The following is a 21,217-nucleotide window of genomic DNA, read 5'->3' as shown; positions in this document are numbered from 1 at the left end:
GGCTGAAAGTAAAAAGCCCGGCCAAAATGGCGCAAGGCTTCCTTCAACATCAGTTATCTTTAAAAATGAGCTGGGAAAAATGATACAAATCGTTCTTCCATACGGGCCAATCGTGTCCACCGCTTTCCTCATACCAAACGTGAGGAACCCGATGCTCCGACAAATACGCGTGCGTCCGGTCGCTTATCTGCTTCAGATTGTCCTCGTCGCCGCATGACAGCCACAGCAATTTGAGCCGTGCCGACGTTTCTTCCGGATTCGGGACGAGCTGCTCCGGAGATTTCGTATTCGGAGCCGGGGAAAAAGCGCCAATCCATGCGAAGCGGTCAAGATGCTTCAAGCCGATATTCAGGGATTGCCCCCCACCCATGGACAGCCCCGCAATCGCACGGTTTTCCCGGCCTGTCGATACCGAGTATCGCGACTCGATAAAGGGAATCAGATCGCTTAGCAGATCGATTTCGAACGTCTCGAACGCTTTTATTTTGTCCGGAGCAAACAGGTCCCCTTCCGCCCGATCATTCGGCATCGCACGGCCATTTGGAAACACGACGACCATGGGCGCGAGTTTCCCGTCCGCATATAGATTATCTAGAATCGTCTGCGGATCGCCATGACGGTGCCATTCCGATTCATCACCTCCGATGCCATGCAGCAAATAAAGAACGTTGTACACGTTGTCTTCCGCATATCCCGGAGGCGTGTAAATCATCGCCTTTCGATCATTGCCTACCGTTTCGGATGCATATTCCACCGTTTCGATTTTCCCCCTGGCGATCTCCCGCGGAACGTCGTATCCAGCCGGTGCCGTCTCCTTCATCTTCCTCTCCCCTTCATCTTTTTTATTGAGCGCCGCTTGATGTCCGATCAAGCTTACCCATGGAGCGTGAAGCTATCTAATGCAATTCTATGGGACGTAACCGAAGCCCAGGATCGTAAATCGCTTATCCTCGTGGCCTTCCGCCATCTGGATCTCTACTTCATGTTCTCCTGACTTCGACTCATTGTACAAAATCACGGCGCTGCAGTGCGTCCAATTGACGTCATGCGGATCGGCGGTCTTCTTCAGCTTCCCGTCTACCCATATCTTCGCGGTCCCGAATGCCCGGCTTCCCGAATCTTTATAAACAAGGATAAGACGCTTGCTCCGGATAGTCATCTTAAAGCTGTGCTCGCCGGAATCGGCCGTGTGCATCCAGTTGTGCGGAAATTGCGGCGTCCCGTATGCATGATCGTCCAGCTCCGCCATTTGCAGATCCGTGTCGGTGTCCGAAAAACCGCCAGGATCAATGCGGGCGATGCGATCGCCATTCCTGCGATCGAGCAGCTTCGTTAAAGCGAAGTCATTTCCGATCAGCGGAGGCTGTTCATCCGTCAGGTCCTCCTCGTCGAGGGAGGAACGATCGGTTACTTCGAATAACCAGTCCAAACAATCGGCCATCACCCGATGCCCAGCATTGGTTGGATGATAAATGTCGTAGAAAAACTGTCTTTTCGTAATCACGTTCCCTTGCTCCTTGGTCCATCGGAACTGCTCCGTGACCGCATCCTTCACGCTGACCATCGGAAGATTGTAATGCCAACCGACCGGGGCCAGACGGTCTTGAAGATTCCAGTCGTTCACGAATACGCTGAACAGCAAAATCACCGCGGGTTTGTGATCGGCGCAAAGAGCCTTGAGTACCAGGCTCTCGTAACAATTTCCTTTCGTTTCGTCGCCTGCGTCGTTGACGGCAAACTCAACGATCACGATATCCGGCCGTACCTCCCCTTCTCGAAGCACATCCCGATCATAGCGGACGATGCCGAGCTCAGACGGCGTACCGCCTACGCCAGCTTTGACAAGACGAATCGGGCTGTCGCCGGCGGGTGCAAACCTTCGCTTGAACAGGTCATAGGATTGGTATGCGTAGCATTGGGAATGGAGGGGGACAGCGCCGGCCCCTTGGGTAATGGAACCGCCGATGTAGGCGATGGTTACGGGCTCGCCCCGCTTCGCTTTTTCGATTGCCGCCTTTAATCGTTTGTTATGACCCGGGCTTATGAGCGATTTCTTAATCATGTCTTGATATGCTTGTGATTCCACATCGACCGGGGGGTCGACTGCAGCCTCGGGGATTTGGTAACCGTCACGAAGATAGAATACGATGCTGACCGTTGCCAACACGCCCTCTCGTTCAAACTCGAAAACGAATTTGCCTGGAACATCGTCATCCGGATATCGATCTTCGTCGTTATCCAGAACCAGGAGCGTTTCCGTGCCGTTCGCTGGACAGGTTATACTCTGCCGGGATCCCGTTTCGTATGGATTCGCATTTCCCCAATTCCAAAATGTGAACAGAACGCTCGATACGTCCCATTCATGCGCATGAACGGATATTCCGATACTGTCCACCAGCCGGCGAAGACCCCTGCTGCTCTTTAGCAGCTCAAGAATGGCTTCATCCGTCACACCCCCGGTAAATCGGGCTTTATCGACGAGCTGACTCCCGTCCAGGTATATCTCTTGCGTGTACTTCCCATCGGGACGAGTCGTCGCTTCGATGATCGCCTCATACAGGATGTACAGTCCGCGGCGTTTGACTGCAGGATCCTGCGGCGCCACTGGACCTTCCGTTTCATTTCCCGCTGGCGTGAAATGGCCTGCCATCGTTCTTCATCCTCCTCACCTTGCCGCTCTCCACCTGTACGGCAGCGTCAATTTACGTTGATCAACTGCCATTGCTGATGCAAATCCCCTCGATAAGGATTCTGCTGGAGCTTCGCTCCGTCCGCGGACGAACCATCCGCCACTTCGACGGCTTTATTGCTGTTCGCGTTAAGGATGCTCCAGTATCCGTTGCTTAGCTTGATCAGACGGAATCGCTGTGCTTGATTCCCATAATCCTGCATGAGCTGTATTGCTTCCCCGTTGTTTGTGGAACCGTTTCTAACATCCATCACCTTGCCGTCGCTCGAACTGACGCTGCGAAGCCGGTATACATTGTTGTATGCTCCCATATCGTCCGCAACCCATCGCTGGGCCGTGGCGTTATTGTCCGGCCATTGCTGCAGCTGCAGCGAATTGCTGTTTTGTCCGCCCGGGACGTCGATCACCTTCCCTGAGGCACGGTTCACGATTTTATAGGTTTCTCCCGATAAAATACCGTTCCATATGCCGTTCCATGGATGAAGCTGCGCACGTTCGTAATACCATTCGAAGATGAAGCGGGCCATGCCGTCCCGTGCCGGATCGCCGTCGAAGAGCAGCCCTGCCGTCGGATCGGCAAACGTGCTTCTTGCCCCCGGCTGCAGAAGAAAACCGTTCATGTGGACTGCGATGCTGACGTTCCCGGCTGCCGTAAATATGGCCTTGGTGTTTTTGCCGAAGCCTTCATTCGAGCCGTTGAACAGCTCCCAGTACTCCGAGTCTCCCGGCAGCCGTTTGAACCAGGTCGTTTCCGTAATATTGATCGGATAGTTGTCCGCGCAGGGCTTAATGTTGGTATCCCATTGCTGCTGGAGTATCGAGCCGTTATCCTTTGCTCCGTAGCCCGGGTACCAATGCACGGCATATCCGATGTTGTTCAGCGGATCGGTTAGCGGACGCGTGGCGCATAACTGATAATATTGATCCCATCCAAGGCCGGCGGCCCATATCACGTTATCTGCCCCTTGACTGCGGATCGTGGAAATGATGGAATTTTGAAAATTGCGCAGCGAGTCCCAAAACGCCGGAAATTCGGGGTCGGACGGATGTCCTCCCCAGCGACCGTTCGCATAAGACAGCACCGGTTCATTGATGATCTCGAACATGACGTTGTCCGCGCTTTTGATCGCAGGCTGTGCCGCAAGATATCCCCAGATTTGATTAAATTTCTCGAGATTGGCTTGCGTCGTTGCCTGATTATCCTGGAGCGTGAAGTCGAGGCCTAGCGTAACGTAGATTCCCTTGGTCTTTGCATACTGGATATAAGGCACCACGACGTTCTGCGTAAAGGACTGGAGACCGGCAAAATTATACGTTCCGGCCGCCACGTCGCCCATGTCTTCACGGTCGATAAAGAGCCTGACCTGGTTCATATACCAGCCGTGACTGTTGCCGTACTTCGGAGAGGTATCGGAAAATGTGTCGGTAATATCCTTTAAATACGCCAAAATGGCAGCATGGCGATTCCCTCCGCTACGGTTCAGGTAGTAATCGCTTCCCTGATACGTCCAGTACGAGCCCCCGGGCTGGTGCCACCCGCTGAGGACAACGGGCTGCCCCTCGCTGTTTACCAGCTGGTTGCCGCTGACGCGAAGCTTGGACATCGGCATGCCCGACCATGCGTCGGCTGCGCCATTATGGAGGCCCAGCGTAGCTGGCAGCAGGAGCAGCGCGGCCAATAACAGCTTGAGCGTCCATCCTGTTCTTTTCATACATCGATCAACTCCTCTTCACTTCGGTTACGCGCTCTAACGCTCGGCTTTTTCGTAACGAAAATAATCGAAGTCGGCATGGCCGCCGGTTTGCCTGGTCGCATAATAATAAAGCCCGATGCGATAACCCATAAAGTGATCCAAGGTATACCGCATGTTCAGCTCACCGCCGATCTGCATCCATTCGGCCCCATCGACAGAATAATGAAAGGAGGCCACATCTTTGCTGTTCTCAAAATCAAAATCAATTCTCAAATGCACTTCACTGCCGCGATACCGAACCGTTTCCAGCTCCTTCTCCCTGCCGCTCCCATCGTTCACGCTCATCGCTATGAACTTGTGGCCGTTCTCCGCGACCTTGACGCCGACGGTGCCGAAATGGCTTTGCAGGGCAACAAGCCCTGCATGATCGCCGGGCTTCATATGCTCCGTGTCCAATAAGACAGTCCCCGTGCATGCCGGCCCTTCCGTGCGCTGCGTCAGCGTATTCCGGGCCTGCAGCACGCCAGCCGGTGCCAGGCTTCCTGTTGTCAGCCTTAGGAAACCGGGACGTTCGGTCACGGACCATAACCGATGATCCGGGTTATGGTTCCATTGCCAATTCAGAGCCAGCTTATTCGATTCGTATTCGAATTCATCGCTGATCACGAGCGGCTTCACAACGGCTTGCGGCAAGTCGACCTCAAACCGTTCCGGCACCTTGCCTTCGATGCCGAACACGGGCCAATCCTCCTCCCAGGCTACCGGGACCAGGCAAGGGATTCTCCCGACGGCATCATGATCCTGGAACAGCATCGCGTACCACTTGCCATCCGGCGTATCGAACATCCCGCCTTGGGCGATTCCCTTGTTATGGTAGCCGAGATCATCATCCAATACGATTCTTCGTTCATAAGGGCCGAGTAGTTCCCGTGACCGGTAACAGATTTGTCTGCGCCGGCCGTTGCCGAAACCTGCCTTCGGCCATTCGATGAACAGCAAATAATAGTAACCGTTGATGCGGTAGGCATGGCAGCCTTCGCAGCGCAATCCGATGCCCTCCGCTTCCGTTTCAAAGAGCCGCTGATGAATTCCGTCCGACTTAAGGGCCGCTGCATCGGCAGTCAGCTCGGTAATGTAAATATCCCCGTTGCCGTAGATCACGAACACCCGGTCATCATCAAAAAGCAGGCCCGGATCATGCCGTAGTCCATCGATGACGGAACGCTGCCACGGCCCCTGAACGATATTATCTGTGCGGTACACGTAAAATTTCCTGGTATCGTTGCTGGAGAAGCAAACATAGAATGTCCCCCGGTGATGGCGCAGGCTTGCCGCCCAAGAGCCTTGCCCGTAGATATTCTTGCCGCCTTCCAAACGATGGGCCTCGTTGTCTTCGAACGTATCGTATACGTAACTAACGACTTCCCAATGCATCAGATCCTCGGACCTCATGATCGGGCAGCCCGGCATCGAATGCATGCTCGTACTGACCATATAATAGGCGTTCCCTACACGGATGGCATCCACATCCGGCACGTCCGCCCAAATGATCGGATTCGTGACCTGCGTCTTGTTCATCTGATGGATTCCCCTTTCAACCTATGGCGACAGCCGAAATACGACTTACGAACGTATCTCTTGGAATGTTCTTTCGGGATTGGCTTCCTTCAACAGGTTCCAATAGGATTCCTTCGGAAGATGGTTCTCGTCGAAGACGAACGGCCAATTTTTGCGGCCCCTTACCGGAAAATGATCCAGCCAGGTATAATCGTCCGCCGCTCCCCAGAAGGTCACGGAAGTGACGCTGCCGCTGTACTCTTTAAGCAGACGGAACAATTGACCGTAACGCTCCGCCTGGCGCTGAAGCATTTCTTCGGTCGGCGCCGCCAGATCGGTCCGCTTATCCTCATGCGCGAATACGGATACGTCAAGCTCCGTGATATGCAGCATCATCCCAAGGCTTGCATATCTTTCGATTGCCCTGCGGATATCGTCAAGCGCTGGAAACTCCAAATTCCAGTGGGCCTGAAGCCCGACGCCGTGAATCGGCACATCCTGCTCCTTTAACGATTTAAGGAGCGTGTAAATCTTCTCCCGCTTCTCGGGCACGGATTCGTTGTAATCGTTATAAAATAGCAGCGCTTGCGGATCAGCCTCGTGCGCGTATTCGAATGCCTTGGCGATAAAATCCTCCCCGATCGACGCAAGCCACGGGGAGGAACGAAGCAGATTGCTTCCACTGTCGGCAATGGCTTCGTTTACGACATCCCAAGCATAGATATCTCCGCGATAACGGCCAACGACCTCATCGATGTGCGATTTCATCCGAGCGAGCAGCAGCTCGCGGCCGGCTGTCCCACCGGAACTGTCTTGAAACACCCATTCCGGCGTCTGATTATGCCATACGAGGGTATGTCCTCTCACCGACATTCCGTTCGATTTGGCAAACGATACGATCTGGTCGGCTTGCTCGAATGTATACACCTCTTCCGATGGGTGCAATCGCTCGAATTTCATTTCATTTTCTGCCGTAACGCTGTTGAAGTGGTGTGACAACAATTCCTTTTGGGTCACCATCGTAATTGGATTCACGGCAGCGCCGATCTTGAAACTATTGCCGTAAGCTTCATGGAGCTTGGGCAGCCTTTCCATGCTTCTTCTCATCACTCGGTCTCTCCTTATCAACGTTATTTCGTAAGCGACATAAAGCTATGGGCATTAAATCCATAAATGTTAGCCCGGCTATACGGAGACGTCCGTTTATCACTCCGTCCTAGCCGCCTTAACAACGGCCCAAAACGCCGGTTTGGGCTGATGCTGTCGGTCGAACAGCAAAGGCGCATTGGTACGTGCGACCGGAAAACCATGAAGCCAGGTATGGTCGTCGGCGATGCCCCAAAAAACGACGCCGCTGAGGATGTCCTTGTTTTGACGGAATGCTTTGAATAGCTCGCCATACCGATCGGCTTGCAGGTTCAGGATTTCTTGCGGGAGATCTTGGCCGTAATCACTGCGGTCATTCCACGCATAAATGCTCATATCGAGCTCGGTGACGAGATTGTCGAGGCCCAGCTCCGCGAATTTTCGCATCGAGGCGATGATGGAATCCACCGATGGACCATAAATGTCAATATGCGTCTGATGTCCAACCCCGTCGATCGGAACACCTTGCTCCAGCAAATCTTTCACCAGCTGAAACAAAAGGTCCCTTTTCACAGGGTTATCCGTGCCGTAATCGTTAATATATAGCTTTGCTTCGGGTCCTCCGGCTTCCCGAGCAGCTCGAAATGCCGTTGCGATGTAATCGGTACCTGCTATTTTATACCATTCGCTCGCGCGCATTCCGTCCGGATCCCCCGGTTCAATGACTTCATTCACTACGTCCCAAGACGTAATGTCGTCCTTATATCGGCCGACGATCGTCCTTACGTGGGTATCCAGGCGTTCAAGCAGCAATTTTTTGTTCGCTTCCTGTCGCTTGGGATCTGTCTCATCCACCATCGGCTTGCCTTCCGCATCTTGGAAAAACCATGGCCCGACTTGGGTATGCCAGACCAGCGTATGGAAACGGACCTGCATGTTGTTCTCCTTGGCAAATTCCACGATCCGGTCGGCATTTGTCCATATAAATTGGCCTTCCGACGGCTGGATCGCATCCGGCTTCATGACGTTCTCCGCCACCAGCCAGCGGACATGCTTCTTCAGCAATTCCGATGAAGGACCGCTCGTCTGGTTCGGTTCGATCGCGGCGCCGATCGGAAAATCCTCCTCAAAGAGTTCATGCAGCGAGGGAATATCTTGCGCTAAGGACTGTTGTGTCTTCGACTCAGTTGACGCAGTTTGATTAGTGCCGGCAGGGGGTTCGGCATTCGGTTTTCCGTTCGACGCATCGGAATCCCCTGTTAGCTCCGCTGCTCCTTCCCCCGGTTTTCCTGGGGCCTGACTTTCGGCGGGGGGCTTGTCACGGCTGCCCATTTGGGGCAGGATTAACAGGACAACGACGGACGCTGCTACCGCAGCTGCCACTGCCGTGGCCGCCCATCGGCCGCGTTTAGGCATTCGAAGCAAAGCATGACCTCCTTTCCACTTCGAGCAAGTGATAGGGCCCCCGCTATGGGACCCGGCCCGAATAAATCATAACTCCATATTAGCGCTTACATTTTATTGAAACAACCTGCCAAATTTGGGATCGTTCACCCGTCCAATCTCGGGTTGCCAATGTTTCTTCCGCGTACACAGGCCCCTTATATTTCTGTAAGAAGTAAATATCGGTTAGAAATATAAAAATCGGCACATTGCGATTCGGGTTTCCGTTCCCCATAATGTTATCAAACCGTATGAAAGCGTTATTACAACGAAGTTGGGGGGAAGCTTTTGTGCACGATGTTCTGTTTGTTGATCTGGAATCCCATGATGAAGCAACACCGGGAATCCGGCCTGATTGGAATGAGTTGAGATGCTCGCGGTTCCGCTGCGTCAGGTCCTCCTCGTCCGCCATGCAATTCATTGCTTTGGAGCCTTACACCTTGGTGATTATCCATGCGCTCGGTTCAGATTCCGAAGGTATGGAGTTATGCGCAAACATCCGGTCCGTAAGCCAGGTTCCCATCATTGTTACCGGAGGCAGCACGGATTTTTATTGGACCCGGAAAGCCTTGCAGCTGCAAGTTCATGATTATCTGCCTGCACCGTTCACGGTCGAAGAGCTCAACACTTGCTTGCGGATGATCTCGCCGGCAACCCATTCCGGTGACGGGCATCCGGATAATAGATTGTCCCATGTCCATGCGGAAAAGGAGGATCAGGTCATTCAAGAGGTCAAGGAATACTTGAAGGATTCGATGTACCAAAACATCACCTTAAAAGAAATTGCCGAGCGGATGCATTTCAACTATTCCTACTTGGTGCAGAAGTTCAAGTTCCACGAGAAAATGACGTTTAACGAATATCTGCTGCAGCAGCGAATGGAGAAAGCGAAATTCTTGCTGACGCATACCGACATGAAGATATACGAAATCGCTGACGCGGTGGGTTACAACGATATGGACTGGTTCTATAAAAAATTCAAGACTTATGCTGGCGTAAGCGCTAACATGTATAGAAAATTGCATGGATCCCGTACGGTTCCCGTTGCCTCTGGCCAGCACTAACTTGTACGTACATTTTTACCTGATGCACCTAAAAAGGCGCTGCTTGATACGCGAGCGCCTTTTTAGCTTGCCATCGTCACATTATGAATGGACGGGCTGTATATATGCCGTCACAACTCGAATTGCCATGCTTCAAAATCAAATAACTTCTGATCCTGCTTTCCGGTAAATACGAAGTAAAGATGATGGATGCCGGATGCGCCTGAAACTTCAATGGATATTTCCTGACGCTGCTTCACACCGGATGCTGGCGGTACGTTCACTGTGCCGATCCGTTCTCCTTCCGGATGATCCAGCCGAAGCTCCAGGCTTCCTCCTCCTTCCACTCCCGAGACCCAAGCCGTGAACGCGGATGCTCCTTTTCCGAAATCAACATTGGCCACTGCGATCCAATCCCGGTCGTGGATGTCCGTGACCGTCAATATCGGGCTGTCCTGCGAGTCTTCAGCAGCAGTAGACGGATTGACTTGAATTCCGGCATTCCATGCCATCGTTACTGCCTCCGTTCGCTGGAAGGGATTGTGCGGCTGGACCCCCTTCACGCCTTCCATGTCAGCGTCTATCTCCCGGATGCTACCGTCCGTCTCGAAATAAACGCGGTTCAGATGGGTTGAGCGATAGCCTTTCGGAACTCCCATGGATTTTGACAACGTTTGGGCGTGATAGGCAATATACCAGTTCTGTTGGAACTGAAAGATGGCGTGATGATTATTCCCTCCGACCCCGAAGAAATGCCCGGGATTTTTCAAAATGGTCCCTTGATACGTCCATGGGCCCATCGGATGCTCACTGACCATATAGGCGATTTCGCCGGGAGGCGGACTGTTCTCCGGCCGCGTTCCTTCCGAGAAATTGGAGCAGTACGTATAGTAATACTTTCCGTCAAATTTGTTAATCCCTGAATCCTCGAACATATAAGGAGCCGGAATCGTGACGGCTTCGCCAAGCACGCTGATCATATCGTCGCCAAGCTGCATGACGCGAGCCGTATTCGGCATTTCGGCTTCGCCTTCCGGAATGCCGCCGCCAAAGTAGATATAAGCTTTCCCGTCGTCGTCAACGAGCACGGCGGGATCAAACAGCCACGTGACACCTTCCACGCCCGGCGTGTTTCTTGTGATCAGCGGCTTTCCGATCGGATCCGTCCACGGGCCAACAGGGCTGTCGCTCGTCAGCACTCCGATGCCGCTGGCATTGTTGGCAAAATACAAGAAGAAGCGGTCCTCGCCGTCAATCACCTTGTGCGCGGCTGCTGGCGCCCACGACTGCGTTGCCCATGTGGCAGCGCCGGTAGGTCCTGCGACCTGGATTGCTCCGTGATCGGTCCAGTTGACCAGGTCCGAGGAAGAGATGACGGACAGCTTGTTGATCGTGCTGTAGCTGTTGTCCTTGACATCCCCGTCACCGTCATACTCCAATGCGTCGTACGTGTTATATAAATAAACACGTCCGTCAACTGCCAGCGCATAGGGATCCGCGCCGAATTTATGGGAGACGACCGGATTCCCGTTCGGCGGAATCTTACCGATTGCGGCCGCAGCCTCCCCGCGGGTACTGTCCGCATCCCGGCTCGCAACATTGCCGCTGCTTACCTGGTCCCTCATTTCAATTCCTGTTTTGCCGGCTTTCATTTCATCACTCATCTTGTCACTCAGCTCCTGGTTAAACATTTTTGGATCGTCTTGGCCACGACTCGCTAGGTTTGCAAAAACAACGATTATGCAAACGAAAGCAAATACGGTAGATATGACCAGTAACGGCTTTCCGGGCTTCATCCCTGAACACGCCCTCCTTCATCGTTACTTGGTGACCTGTCATTCCGATCTGGTCAGTCCCAATGCGGGTCGACATGAACGGAATTGTTCGTAAAAAGTGTACCTTTGGGTAAGCAAGACAACAACCGGACATTCCATCTGAAAACACCGGGCAAATGATAGGTCGCCTGCTTATTTTACAAGATGGTCCCTGTACTCCTGCGGCGTTAAACCCGTCGCCTTTTTGAAGAAGCGGGTGAAGGAATGGGCGGCATCGTATCCGACTAGAGGCGCCACGTCCCTTACCTTCAAATCCCCTTCCTTAAGCAGCTCCTTTGCTCTCCGTATTCGGCACTTTTCGATATATTCCGAGAGATTGATTCCCCGTTCCTGCTTGAACAAACGCGAGAGATAGGAGGGATTAAAAAAATAGCGTTCGGCTAGATGCACAAGGGTGATGTCCTTATCCAGATGCTCCTCGATATACTGGCATACCCGATCAATGACATGCGCCGTTTTGCCTCGTTCATCCATGCGCTTGAAATCGAATATATCTTCGGCCGTTCGCCTCAAATAACGAAAAGCTTCCTTCATGGAATCATGACCTTCCAAGTCCAGCAGCTTCCCCCGTTCACCGGTGGGGTCTTGAAGCCCAAGCCGGGTCAGCTTCGCATACAGCACGAGAGCGATAGAATAATAGGCTTGTGCAGCATGCTGATGATGATCGTCTCCGTTCAGCACGAATTCCGACAATTGCTCCAATTCACTCATGAATTCGCTCTCCCTTCCGGCCTCCAAATGGGCTTCCAAGACGCCTGCCTTATGGCTCGTCTCCACTCCTTCCTTGCAGTGAGACGCCTGGGAAGAGTCGACTTGATCCTTCAGGATCATCGGAATGCCATCGCCCATCTTTAACTGCTGGAGTCTCCGCAGCCTTTCATATTGAGGGGTTACATCCTCCCACCGGCAGGGGAAGCCGCTTATGGTGAACGATACGGCAAGTCCCAGAGAATCCAGGCAGGCTTCCTGGATCAGTTCAAGCGTCCCTTCCAAATAAAGAACAAGACGATCACCGGATGGATTCTCGGACCGCGGCTGAAGCATCCATAATAAATCCCCATGTTTGTCCAGGACTCCGATGCTTCGGACATGCTCATCCATAAAAGAATTCCAAATCAGCCTTACCGAGCGATGGCTGTTTTTCTTTTCTGCATACGCTTTGCCTGCTGAATATGCTACGCGGCCAAGAGCCAGCAGCACAGGGAGTTTCGGATCCAATCCGATGTTCAAGGTCCGGAAATCGCTCAGCATGGCTTCCTTGTCCTGTCCAAGCAGGCTGCTGTCCGCGACGAATTGCCGGAAGTATTCTCCCTGCTCCATCCATTCCAGCGCTTCGATCTGCACGCGGGACTGCATGAGCCATTCATTCATGCGATTGCCGCTCTCGATTTCATGAATGACTTCCTTCACGACCTCCATGACCTTATCGAAGCCTTCCGTCTTCAACAAATAGCGGACATTGGGCATCTGAATCGCTTGATAGGCGTAATCGAAATCGCTGTAACCGGTCAGAAAGATAATTCTGCACCTTGGCCAGAGAGCCCGGATGCTCTCCGTCAATTCCAATCCGCTCATGCCCGGCATGCGTATGTCCGTCAGGACGATGTCGATTCTTGTTCGCGACATCCAATTCAGTGCTTCCTTGCCGGAGTATGCCCGGCAAACGTCAAGCTTCTCGGGCATCCACTGATGAAATACTTCGTACAAACTGTTCGTAATAATCTCTTCATCGTCGACGACCAGCAGTCTATACATGTTCATTCCCCTCCGTCAGCCTGATTCGAATTTGGACCCGCAGTCCATTCAATGGACTCCTTGAAAGGACCAATCCGCTGCTTTCCCCGTACGTCAGGGCAATTCGCCGATGGATGTTGATAAGCCCCGTCACTTCAGGGGATTCGGCGGATTCGGCTGTGCGTTCAAGCCGCTTATTTAGCATTTCAATATCGTTATCCGTCAGCCCGTTCCCGTTCTCTTCAATCACGATGGAAGCTTCTTGGTCATCCAGATGAAACGACACACGCAGCAAGCCCTCATCCTGCATCTTTTCGAGGCTGTGCTCATAGGCATTTTCGATAATGGGCTGAATGATCAATCGCGGCACCTTGATGGCCTCCATTTCCTTCGGCAGCTCGCCGAATTCTACGCGAATGCGCCTTGAAAATCTGAGCTTTTGAATCTCGGTATAAATGCGGGAATGCCTCGTTTCTTCCAGCAATGGAACGTTGTCCGCATCATTGCGGGTAATGAATCGAAAGTATTCTCCCAGCATGTTCGTGAACAACTCGATTTGCGTGACATCCCCCGTTTTGGCCAGGGAGCTCAGGATGAAGAAGCTATTATATAAAAAGTGGGGATTGATCTGGGATTGGAGCTGTTTCAGCTCTGCCCTTTGCATCATGAGCTTGTGCCTGAAATCCTGGTCAATCAGATGCTGCAGCTTGATGAGCATCTGATTAAATCGATCGTACAAATAGCCGAACTCGTCCCTTTGTCCGTGCTTGATCCGGATATTAAACATGCCATCCTCCATTTTTCTGAAGCTCTGGACAAGCAGAAGCAGCGGTTTATGAACCAATTTGTACGTCGAAACTGCGTAGATGGCAATCGCCAAGAGGGTCGTGCCTGCAAACAGCCATGCCCAGACATAAAATTTACTTAACGGCCGTTTCACCGCCTCAGTGGGCAAGTACGTGAACACGGATAGGTCCAGCTTGTCGGAATACGCCTTGTCGATCAAATACCTGCCTGTGCCGATGTTCAGAATTTGACGATTCGCATGTTGGATGGCCTGCACGGCCTCTTTCATGAATCGATCCGCCTCCTCATGGCTGGCCAGGGCAAAGCCGGACGGCTCGGAGACGATAAAAGCCCCGCTTTCCGGATATACGCTGATTTGCATCAGGGATTCCCTGAGTTTGCTCGCATCCAGTTCGATCTGAACGATCAGAAGCGGCTCTTCCCCTTTTCGAGCTCCGTATTTGGCCGCCACAAGATGGAAAGTATCGTCGATCTGCAAGAGTCTTTGATTGCCGTTCGCCTCTCCTGCAAACACATGGTTATACCGTCTCGAGTCGAATGCATTCATCGCGGTCATGGCCGAAATCGTTTTATCGATGCTGCGGATATGAATGAATACGTCTTTTATGTAGACACTGCTGTTTTTGATGGAGACCAGCCGCGGCAGCAAATAATGCAGGCTTGCTTTTCTTTCGACCGTGCTCATCATATCCCATGTCAGCACCATTTTGTTCAGTTCCTCATCCTGCAAAATATCGTATTGCTGGATTTCCAGCCATTCGATTTCCCGGTTCAACCCGTCCAGGTAAGCCGAAAGCTGCGCCTGCGAATTTTTGGATACTTCCTGGCTAGCGTATTGGTAACTCCAGTTATACAGATAAACACCGAGAATGATAAGCGGAAGAATGACGAAGAGATAGGTAGCGACCAGTCGAATAAAAATGGTATTACGAATGGAATTCACGGGTAACTTAAGCAATTAAACTCCTCCGATGTGTGTGAAAATGCGTGTAAATCGGCCGCCTGCCGGCCTTTAAAGCCAACCGTGCGGGTGCGGCACATTTTTATGGACGGCTTTTTTTCCCTCATGCCACTGATTCACTTCAGCCGTAATGTCAGCACCGCCAAGCCGATACCATTCCTCCACGAACCGGTCGAATTGTTCTATGGATTCGCCGAGTATGATGTTGGCAAAATAATCATGCTGAAGATTGTCCAGAATCGTTTGTTTTTCAATCATCGTTTCAGTCGGCGCGCCGGCAAAAGCATCGAACAACAACTGATGGTTATCCTCGTATTGGTCGAGAATACTCATCGCACCGGAAGGCCCGTAGATCTTCTCCCAACCCCAGCCGGATTCGCCGTCTTCTTTCTTATCCAAATATCGATCGATTCGCCCTTGTATGAATCCGGGCTCGCCCTGTAACTGAGACGTCGTGCCCTGACGACGCGCTTCGGTGATTTGCCGGTACGCCTTGAGGTTTTTATCCGCCGGGAAAGGAGTCACGGGAGACAGTCCCCACACGGGCATGACATTGTTGTAGTAAGTCTCGTACTCTGCCGTTTTGCCCCAGTTTTTTTCAAGATGCAGATTGAACATTTTGAGAATCGCTTCCGGGTAAGCAAAATCCTTTCTTACGGCGTAAAAAGAACTTGTGGTAAATTTAAGCGGAACCTTTGGCGCTATGCCCGAGTCAGTAACAATGGGAAAAGCTTGCCACTCAGCATCCGGATCGCCGCCTCGGCTGGACTGAAGCAAGAATGCTCCCCATTGCTCGCCATAGACCATGCCGATCTTCCCATCGGCAACAAGCTGTTTGGCTTTGCTTCCGTTTTTAAAAATGAATTCACTGTCGATTTCATGATGGCGATACATATCCTGAAGCACCTTGAGCGCCTGTTTCACTTCAGGCTGAATGCCTCCATATACGAGCTTGCCGCTCTCATCTTCAAGCCATATGTTCGGGTAAGCTCCATAACCGGCCATGAATCCGGTTAAGCCCATGACGGGGTCCCACAAATATTGGGTAGCCGCTATTCCATAGGTGTCTTGTAGGCCATTTCCGTCGGGGTCCCCTTCTGTAAACGCTTTCGAAATTGCCAGGACGTCATCCATCGTTTTCGGTGGCAACAGCTCCAATCGGTCCAGCCAATCCGTTCGAATCCACAGAAACATCGCCTTTTCAATGGAGGAATCGGTCTCCGGGATGCCCATCAGCTTGCCGTCGATCATGCCGGATTCCAAGGTACCGCTCCCTTCTTGGCGGTGAACTTGCTGTGTCAACGGTGAAGCATATTCCTTGTAAACCTGCGTCAGATCCTGAATCAGTCCGGCGTGGCTCAGCTGCCTGAGCTGCTGGGCATTGACCTTGACGATATCCGGAATGTCCCCTGAAGCCAGCATAATATCCAGCTTTTTGTGGTATTGTTCGCTTCTCACAGCCCATTTGTATTTGATTTGAATGCCCAGAACTTGTTCGTACAACTGACTCCAGCGATTGTCCTCCAGCGTTTCATCAGGCAATGCCTTCAGAATATCTTCCAAGCCGTCGCCGATTTCTCTCACAAAAGTGACTTCGATCGGCGGATGATAAGCGCGTAATGACTTATCGCTGTATACGCCCTCCCCGCGTGTTTCCGGCCCTCGATTGTGGTCGATACCGCTGCTTTGGTGACATGACGCCAGTGTTGAACCAAACAGTAAAGCGCTTAGCATGACTTTGGAGAAGTTCTTTACGATGATCAGCAACAGAAAACACCCTTTCCTATCGATTAATTGTATTATTATACTTTAAAGGCCCCGGCCCACAATAAACATTTTTTTACTTCCTATCCCGTTATTTACGTGTTGCTCGTATGCAAACAAAAACCGCCAACCCCTAGATTCGGGGTGGCGGTCTTCAACTTGAAATGTTAACCTACGATACCCGTACGCTCGATACTTTCCACGAAATATCGCTGAACGAACAAATAGATGACGATCAAGGGAAGGATCGCCAGCAAAATGCCGGTATCCTGCACCATGCTCAAATAAAATGGGTCCGCCTTCGACGGATCGCTGCCCAGCATAATGGACAGGTTGTACGGCAGCGATGACAGCTGGGTGGACATGACTTTGCTTGAAGTCAGATACGTCGTCGTGTAGAAGCTGTCGTTCCACTGCCAGACGAAGGAGAACAACGTCGTGGTAATGATGGCAGGAATCGCGTTCGGCATCATGATGCGGGTAAAGGTGGTTCCGACGCCCGCGCCGTCAATATAAGCCGCCTCCTCCACTTCCTTCGGAATGCCGCGGAAGAATTGCCGGAAAATAAAAATGTACAAACCGGCTTTAAGCGAATTGGCGGTCAGCGAAGTCAAAATGAACGGCCAATAACTGTTCAACAGATTGACGGACTTGCCGGTGAGGAGCGGAATCAGGCCCATCAGCGTAAAATCCTTCAGATTCAAATAAATCGGGATGAGAATCGTGGTAGGAGGCACGAGAATCGTCAGGACGACACAGGCGAACAAAAGCTGGCTGCCTTTGAACTTCAAACGGGCAAAGCCGTAACCCGCCAGCGCGCAAGAAGCGGCCGTCAAGACCGTCGTCGTCGCCGACAGCGCAAACGTGTTGAACAGCGTTTCCCAGTAATCCATGATGCGGATCGCATCAAGGAAATTGCTCATTGTGAAATTTTCCGGAATCCATACGACGACCGGTGAATAAAGATCGGCCTTGTCTTTGATGGCCGTCGAGATTTTTTGCAGAATCGGATACAGAATGACAAAGGACAGGCCAGCGATCAATGTTAAACGTATGAAAGACCAGAGCCATCGTTTCCAGCTTTCGAGCGATAGCCACCGAGAAACCGACATTGCATTCACCTTCTTCTATTCATGGTAAAAGACCTTCCTGGATACAAAGTACGTGCTGATCAACAGGATGATGGAGATAGCCAGGAAGTAAATCCAGGCCATTGCTGAGCTAAGGCCGAAATCGAATTGGACGAAGCCCGTGGTCTTGATTAAGTCTGTCAGCTCATTTCGGGAGAACGAGTCGATAATCGTATATATCATGTTGACCAGAATCAGCGGGCTGACCATCGGAAACGTGATTTTCCAGAAGGCTTCATAACCCGTAGCTCCTTCCATCTTGGACGCTTCGTACAGCTGGGGGGATATCGTCTGTATGCCTGCCAGGAAAATAAGGATCTGTACGCCGGATTGGCTTACGATCTCATAAATACGATCCACGGCTCCCGTTAAATAGTTTACGATCGTCTCGCTTACGCCGGCCTGAAGCATTAATCGCTCGAGTTCAAAACTTCCCAATGCGTTAATCAGCCCCCCGGAACCGGCATTCTGATCATTGATCGCCTGAACGAGACTGCTGCTTTCCAGGGTCAGAATGACCCCGGAAGCAAGAATGACGGGCAGGAAGAATATCGATCGGGCAAAGGAACGGCCAAGGAACTTCTGATTCAGGACGACGGCCAGAAACAGACTGAAGATAACGATCAGGGGCACGTTCACCGCCATGTTCACGATCGCCTCGGTCAGCATTCGGTTAAAGCTGGTGTTGACCGTAAAGGCAGTCACGTAATTTTTCATCCCCATAAACGTTATGCCGATTCCTTCGGAATTTGCCGTTACGGTGCTAAAACTGTAAATCAGGGAAGTCAGCAAAGGGATCAGGAAGAAAAAGATAAAACCGAGCAGCCAAGGCATCACATAAGCAATGCCCCATAATGCCTTCTGTTTCCCATAGCTTCGCTGCTTTCGCCCAAATCGCTGGGTTATGGATTTCATGGCGCTTCACCACCCGTCACATAGCTTTCGGCTTCAATGGTTACGCCGTCTATCGTCACCGGTGCACGATTGTAATTCACGATGACGTAAACGCCGCTCTCGTATGTCGTCTTGAACACGCCGTCAGCCAATTCGTCATGCCCGACGATCCGCTCATGGCGAACCTTTTTCAGAAATGCATTGACTTCCTCATAGATGCGGGCGGCCTCGTCGATCCATAACGCGTAATTGGCGGAGAACAGTTCGTTATGCTCTGTGTCCTTTATTTTGTGATTAGGTTCATAGAACCATTGAAAATACACGCCAGCACCGTACTCCAAACACTTCAAAATATAAGGTTTGGCGTCGGTATACGCGGACAGGTTGTAAGGCGCGCCCGTGTAATCGATATGCCCGCGGATAACCATTTGATAGAACGGAATTTCCGCGTCTTCGATTTTAAAGCTGCTGCTAGACATGGGCGCATGGGTGATATCGGTCAAGAAAGGCAGAGCATAAGCGTTTCCTCCGTCAGCCATGACCTGAAGATTGGCATCTGAAACCTTGTTCAGCGCATCCAGAGACAACTGCTCGGACTCCGTACGGTCAATTTGACGATGCTTGCGAAAATCGCTGTCCAGCTCGGCGGCAAGATCACTCAGCGAAACGCCAATTGCGCCGTATTTTCCATAATCCTTTAAGAAAGCTTCCGTGTAGCTACCTATCAACCGCGGCGATATGACATAGGCAGGCGAACCGGTCCGATCCCGCCGGTTCAGCGCCGGATTGAAGGAATAGATCTCTGCGGGGATGCCTCGCAGCGTTCTGGACGCCTCCTTCGCCTCGTTGAACCCGGAACCGGACAACGCGGTAAGGATAGCGACATCCGGATACAGCTTTACCCCATTCTCGTTCGCATAGGAGAGCAGACGCCGAAGTCCCTTCTCTCCCCCTACCTGTTGATCAACGGAGACGCTGCCTGGAACCTCATGATCCAGCCCTTTGTTGAACCAGCCGCTATATTTCAATTTGATGTCATGGATGCCTCGCTTGCCCATCTCTGTCAGAATACTTTGCGCTTGTTCGAACGTTGTGAGCGGCTCCAGCGCCCGATACGGAATTCCTGCAAAATGCTTTTTCTTATAAATGCTTCCTACGAGCTGAAGGTAGAACGGCATATTCTCCTCATTCCTCTCGGCAATTGCCGGGAGGCCTCCCTGTTGCTCCAAGTAATTCCTGTAATAGGCGGCGAGTCCCGGATAGGAAGCCGACTGCTTGCCCACGAACGCATACCGGACCGAAAAATCGCTTCGCATCGGATTCTCCTGGAACTTCGGGAGCGAGCGCTGCTGGCCGTTCGCATCCAGGCTTAAGTCGCCTTTGTTGATTACCGTGAACGTCGGGTAGACGTAATTATAGCTGTTAAGCCTGCCGCTGACGTCGGCATTGATCGTCGCGGCCGGAGCCCCTTCCTCGATGATGCCGATAAATGCCCCGCCTTCACGGATGATGCCGAACACCGGCAGCCTGACGTCCTGGCTGCTGTCCGCCGTTTCGATTCCGCTCATCGTTCGGTCCATTCCGTACACGCTCTGCTGGTAGGAAGGGTACCGCGTCTTGCCGTTATTAAAATGAATCAGCGCTCCAGATCCGTCCGGAACGAGGATTGAGCCTTTATCCTCCGCCCCCCCTGCACCGAAGAAGCTCAGGAACGAGATCGTGTTCACCGGATATTCAGCGGGGAAATCGATGCTGGAAACCGGAAGCTTGGCGATCAGACTGTCGCCGTCCAGCGTATATTCGATCGAGGCGTGAAATACCCGCGGTTCAGGCTTGGTCTGATCCAAATGGTTCTCCTCGATGTCCACCAGCAAATCGTCCTCGGTATATCCGGCATCCTCAAAGGCTTTAAGCGCACGCTCCAGCTGCAGACCTTTGAGAGCGCCGTCGGACCGGACATACACCCCTTGCTCGGCATCTTCCGTGTACGCGATTTTCAGCGTTCGCTGGCCGGCGCTGTCCAGCTTGCTTAACAGGTTCTGTTCAAAGCGGGACTTGCTGATCTTTTTGGGCATGTCGTCAATCGTTTTTTTGTCCGTGCCGAACCGGTAGTTAACGCGAACGCCGTTTGGGATTTCCTCCATGCCGATTTGCTTGTAAGCCGCGCTGTCGGCGTGCGAATTGACCGAATTTATCTGTCCGAAGCTGTTATAAAAGTCAAGCTTCAACTGAGAGGACAACAAGCTTTTGTTCACGCCCGCGGCCAGCGGATCCGACTGATGGCCGGGGGGATTGCTGTGCCAAATTTCGCCGCTTGCCTTATGCACGACGGCGATCGCCCCCGTCTGATCGTCCGCTAGCAGCTGGAGCTGATCGTTCTCGGCAATGCCTTTCATGCCTTTGACGCTCGGATTGACGAACGATGACTTAAGGGCTGCTCCCGGCGTGAAGCTGTTGGCGGGCCCGTTGCCTTCATCGCCAGCTGCCTTTTCCGGTCCTTTATCCGTACAACCGGCCATAATCAGAGCTGTCAGCACACTGGCAGCAAGCAGCATGTATTTAGCGAAATTGCCCATCCTT

The 21,217-nt window shown here is 52.1% G+C and carries 14 protein-coding genes; 1 reads left to right on the top strand and 13 read right to left on the bottom strand.

What is annotated here, in order from left to right; translation table 11 throughout:
- Positions 1-49 precede the first annotated feature (49 nt).
- From MKX76_RS05815 to MKX76_RS05790, 6 genes are all read right to left on the bottom strand, one after another.
- Positions 50-820: an alpha/beta hydrolase gene (locus tag MKX76_RS05815; RefSeq protein ID WP_007130177.1), complete on the bottom strand. Its 771-nt coding sequence runs from the start codon at positions 818-820 to the stop codon at positions 50-52.
- Between the two features lie 87 nt (positions 821-907).
- Complete coding sequence (locus tag MKX76_RS05810; RefSeq protein WP_341033195.1) at positions 908-2,650, bottom strand: SGNH/GDSL hydrolase family protein; 1,743 nt, start codon at positions 2,648-2,650, stop codon at positions 908-910.
- A 47-nt stretch (positions 2,651-2,697) separates the two neighbouring features.
- A complete protein-coding gene (locus tag MKX76_RS05805; protein ID WP_251534520.1) occupies positions 2,698-4,401 on the bottom strand; it encodes an RICIN domain-containing protein in 1,704 nt (567 codons plus the stop codon).
- A gap of 36 nt (positions 4,402-4,437) precedes the next feature.
- The gene (locus MKX76_RS05800; RefSeq protein WP_007130180.1) at positions 4,438-5,961 is read right to left on the bottom strand and encodes a glycoside hydrolase family 43 protein; all 1,524 of its coding nucleotides are present in this window, start codon (positions 5,959-5,961) and stop codon (positions 4,438-4,440) included.
- 45 nt (positions 5,962-6,006) lie between these two features.
- Complete coding sequence (locus MKX76_RS05795) at positions 6,007-7,047, bottom strand: endo-1,4-beta-xylanase (RefSeq protein ID WP_007130181.1); 1,041 nt, start codon at positions 7,045-7,047, stop codon at positions 6,007-6,009.
- A 99-nt stretch (positions 7,048-7,146) separates the two neighbouring features.
- The gene (locus MKX76_RS05790) at positions 7,147-8,451 is read right to left on the bottom strand and encodes an endo-1,4-beta-xylanase (protein WP_007130182.1); all 1,305 of its coding nucleotides are present in this window, start codon (positions 8,449-8,451) and stop codon (positions 7,147-7,149) included.
- 308 nt (positions 8,452-8,759) lie between these two features.
- Here MKX76_RS05790 and MKX76_RS05785 point away from each other — a divergent pair, with 308 nt between their 5' ends.
- Positions 8,760-9,533, top strand: a complete 774-nt coding sequence (locus MKX76_RS05785) for a helix-turn-helix domain-containing protein (protein WP_007130183.1) — start codon at positions 8,760-8,762, stop codon at positions 9,531-9,533.
- A 110-nt stretch (positions 9,534-9,643) separates the two neighbouring features.
- On the opposite strand, the gene MKX76_RS05780 is transcribed toward MKX76_RS05785, so the two are convergent.
- The 7 genes from MKX76_RS05780 to MKX76_RS05750 form a co-directional block, all read right to left on the bottom strand.
- Positions 9,644-11,308: a glycoside hydrolase family 43 protein gene (locus tag MKX76_RS05780; RefSeq protein WP_007130184.1), complete on the bottom strand. Its 1,665-nt coding sequence runs from the start codon at positions 11,306-11,308 to the stop codon at positions 9,644-9,646.
- Positions 11,309-11,479: 171 nt separating this feature from the next.
- Positions 11,480-13,102 (bottom strand): response regulator, encoded by a 1,623-nt coding sequence (locus MKX76_RS05775; protein ID WP_007130185.1) that lies wholly within the window; start codon positions 13,100-13,102, stop codon positions 11,480-11,482.
- On the bottom strand, positions 13,095-14,846 hold the full coding sequence (locus tag MKX76_RS05770) for a sensor histidine kinase (protein ID WP_210095194.1): 1,752 nt from the start codon (positions 14,844-14,846) through the stop codon (positions 13,095-13,097). The genes MKX76_RS05775 and MKX76_RS05770 overlap by 8 nt, the downstream gene beginning before the upstream one ends.
- Before the next feature lie 54 nt (positions 14,847-14,900).
- On the bottom strand, positions 14,901-16,616 hold the full coding sequence (locus MKX76_RS05765; protein ID WP_341033193.1) for an extracellular solute-binding protein: 1,716 nt from the start codon (positions 16,614-16,616) through the stop codon (positions 14,901-14,903).
- A 164-nt stretch (positions 16,617-16,780) separates the two neighbouring features.
- Entirely contained in the window at positions 16,781-17,725 is a 945-nt protein-coding gene (locus tag MKX76_RS05760; protein WP_210095195.1) for a carbohydrate ABC transporter permease, read from the bottom strand.
- Positions 17,726-17,740: 15 nt separating this feature from the next.
- Positions 17,741-18,658, bottom strand: coding sequence for a carbohydrate ABC transporter permease (locus tag MKX76_RS05755; RefSeq protein ID WP_007130189.1), 918 nt, complete (start codon positions 18,656-18,658; stop codon positions 17,741-17,743).
- Positions 18,655-21,213: a DUF5696 domain-containing protein gene (locus tag MKX76_RS05750; protein ID WP_007130190.1), complete on the bottom strand. Its 2,559-nt coding sequence runs from the start codon at positions 21,211-21,213 to the stop codon at positions 18,655-18,657. Before MKX76_RS05750 ends, MKX76_RS05755 begins: the two co-directional genes overlap by 4 nt.
- Positions 21,214-21,217: the final 4 nt, after the last annotated feature.

It is taken from the genome of Paenibacillus sp. FSL R5-0810 (assembly GCF_038002285.1).
In the GTDB taxonomy this organism is placed as follows: domain Bacteria; phylum Bacillota; class Bacilli; order Paenibacillales; family Paenibacillaceae; genus Paenibacillus_AQ; species Paenibacillus_AQ lactis.
The sequence above is the reverse complement of the archived record's forward strand: the minus strand, read 5'-3'. Positions and strand labels throughout refer to the sequence as shown.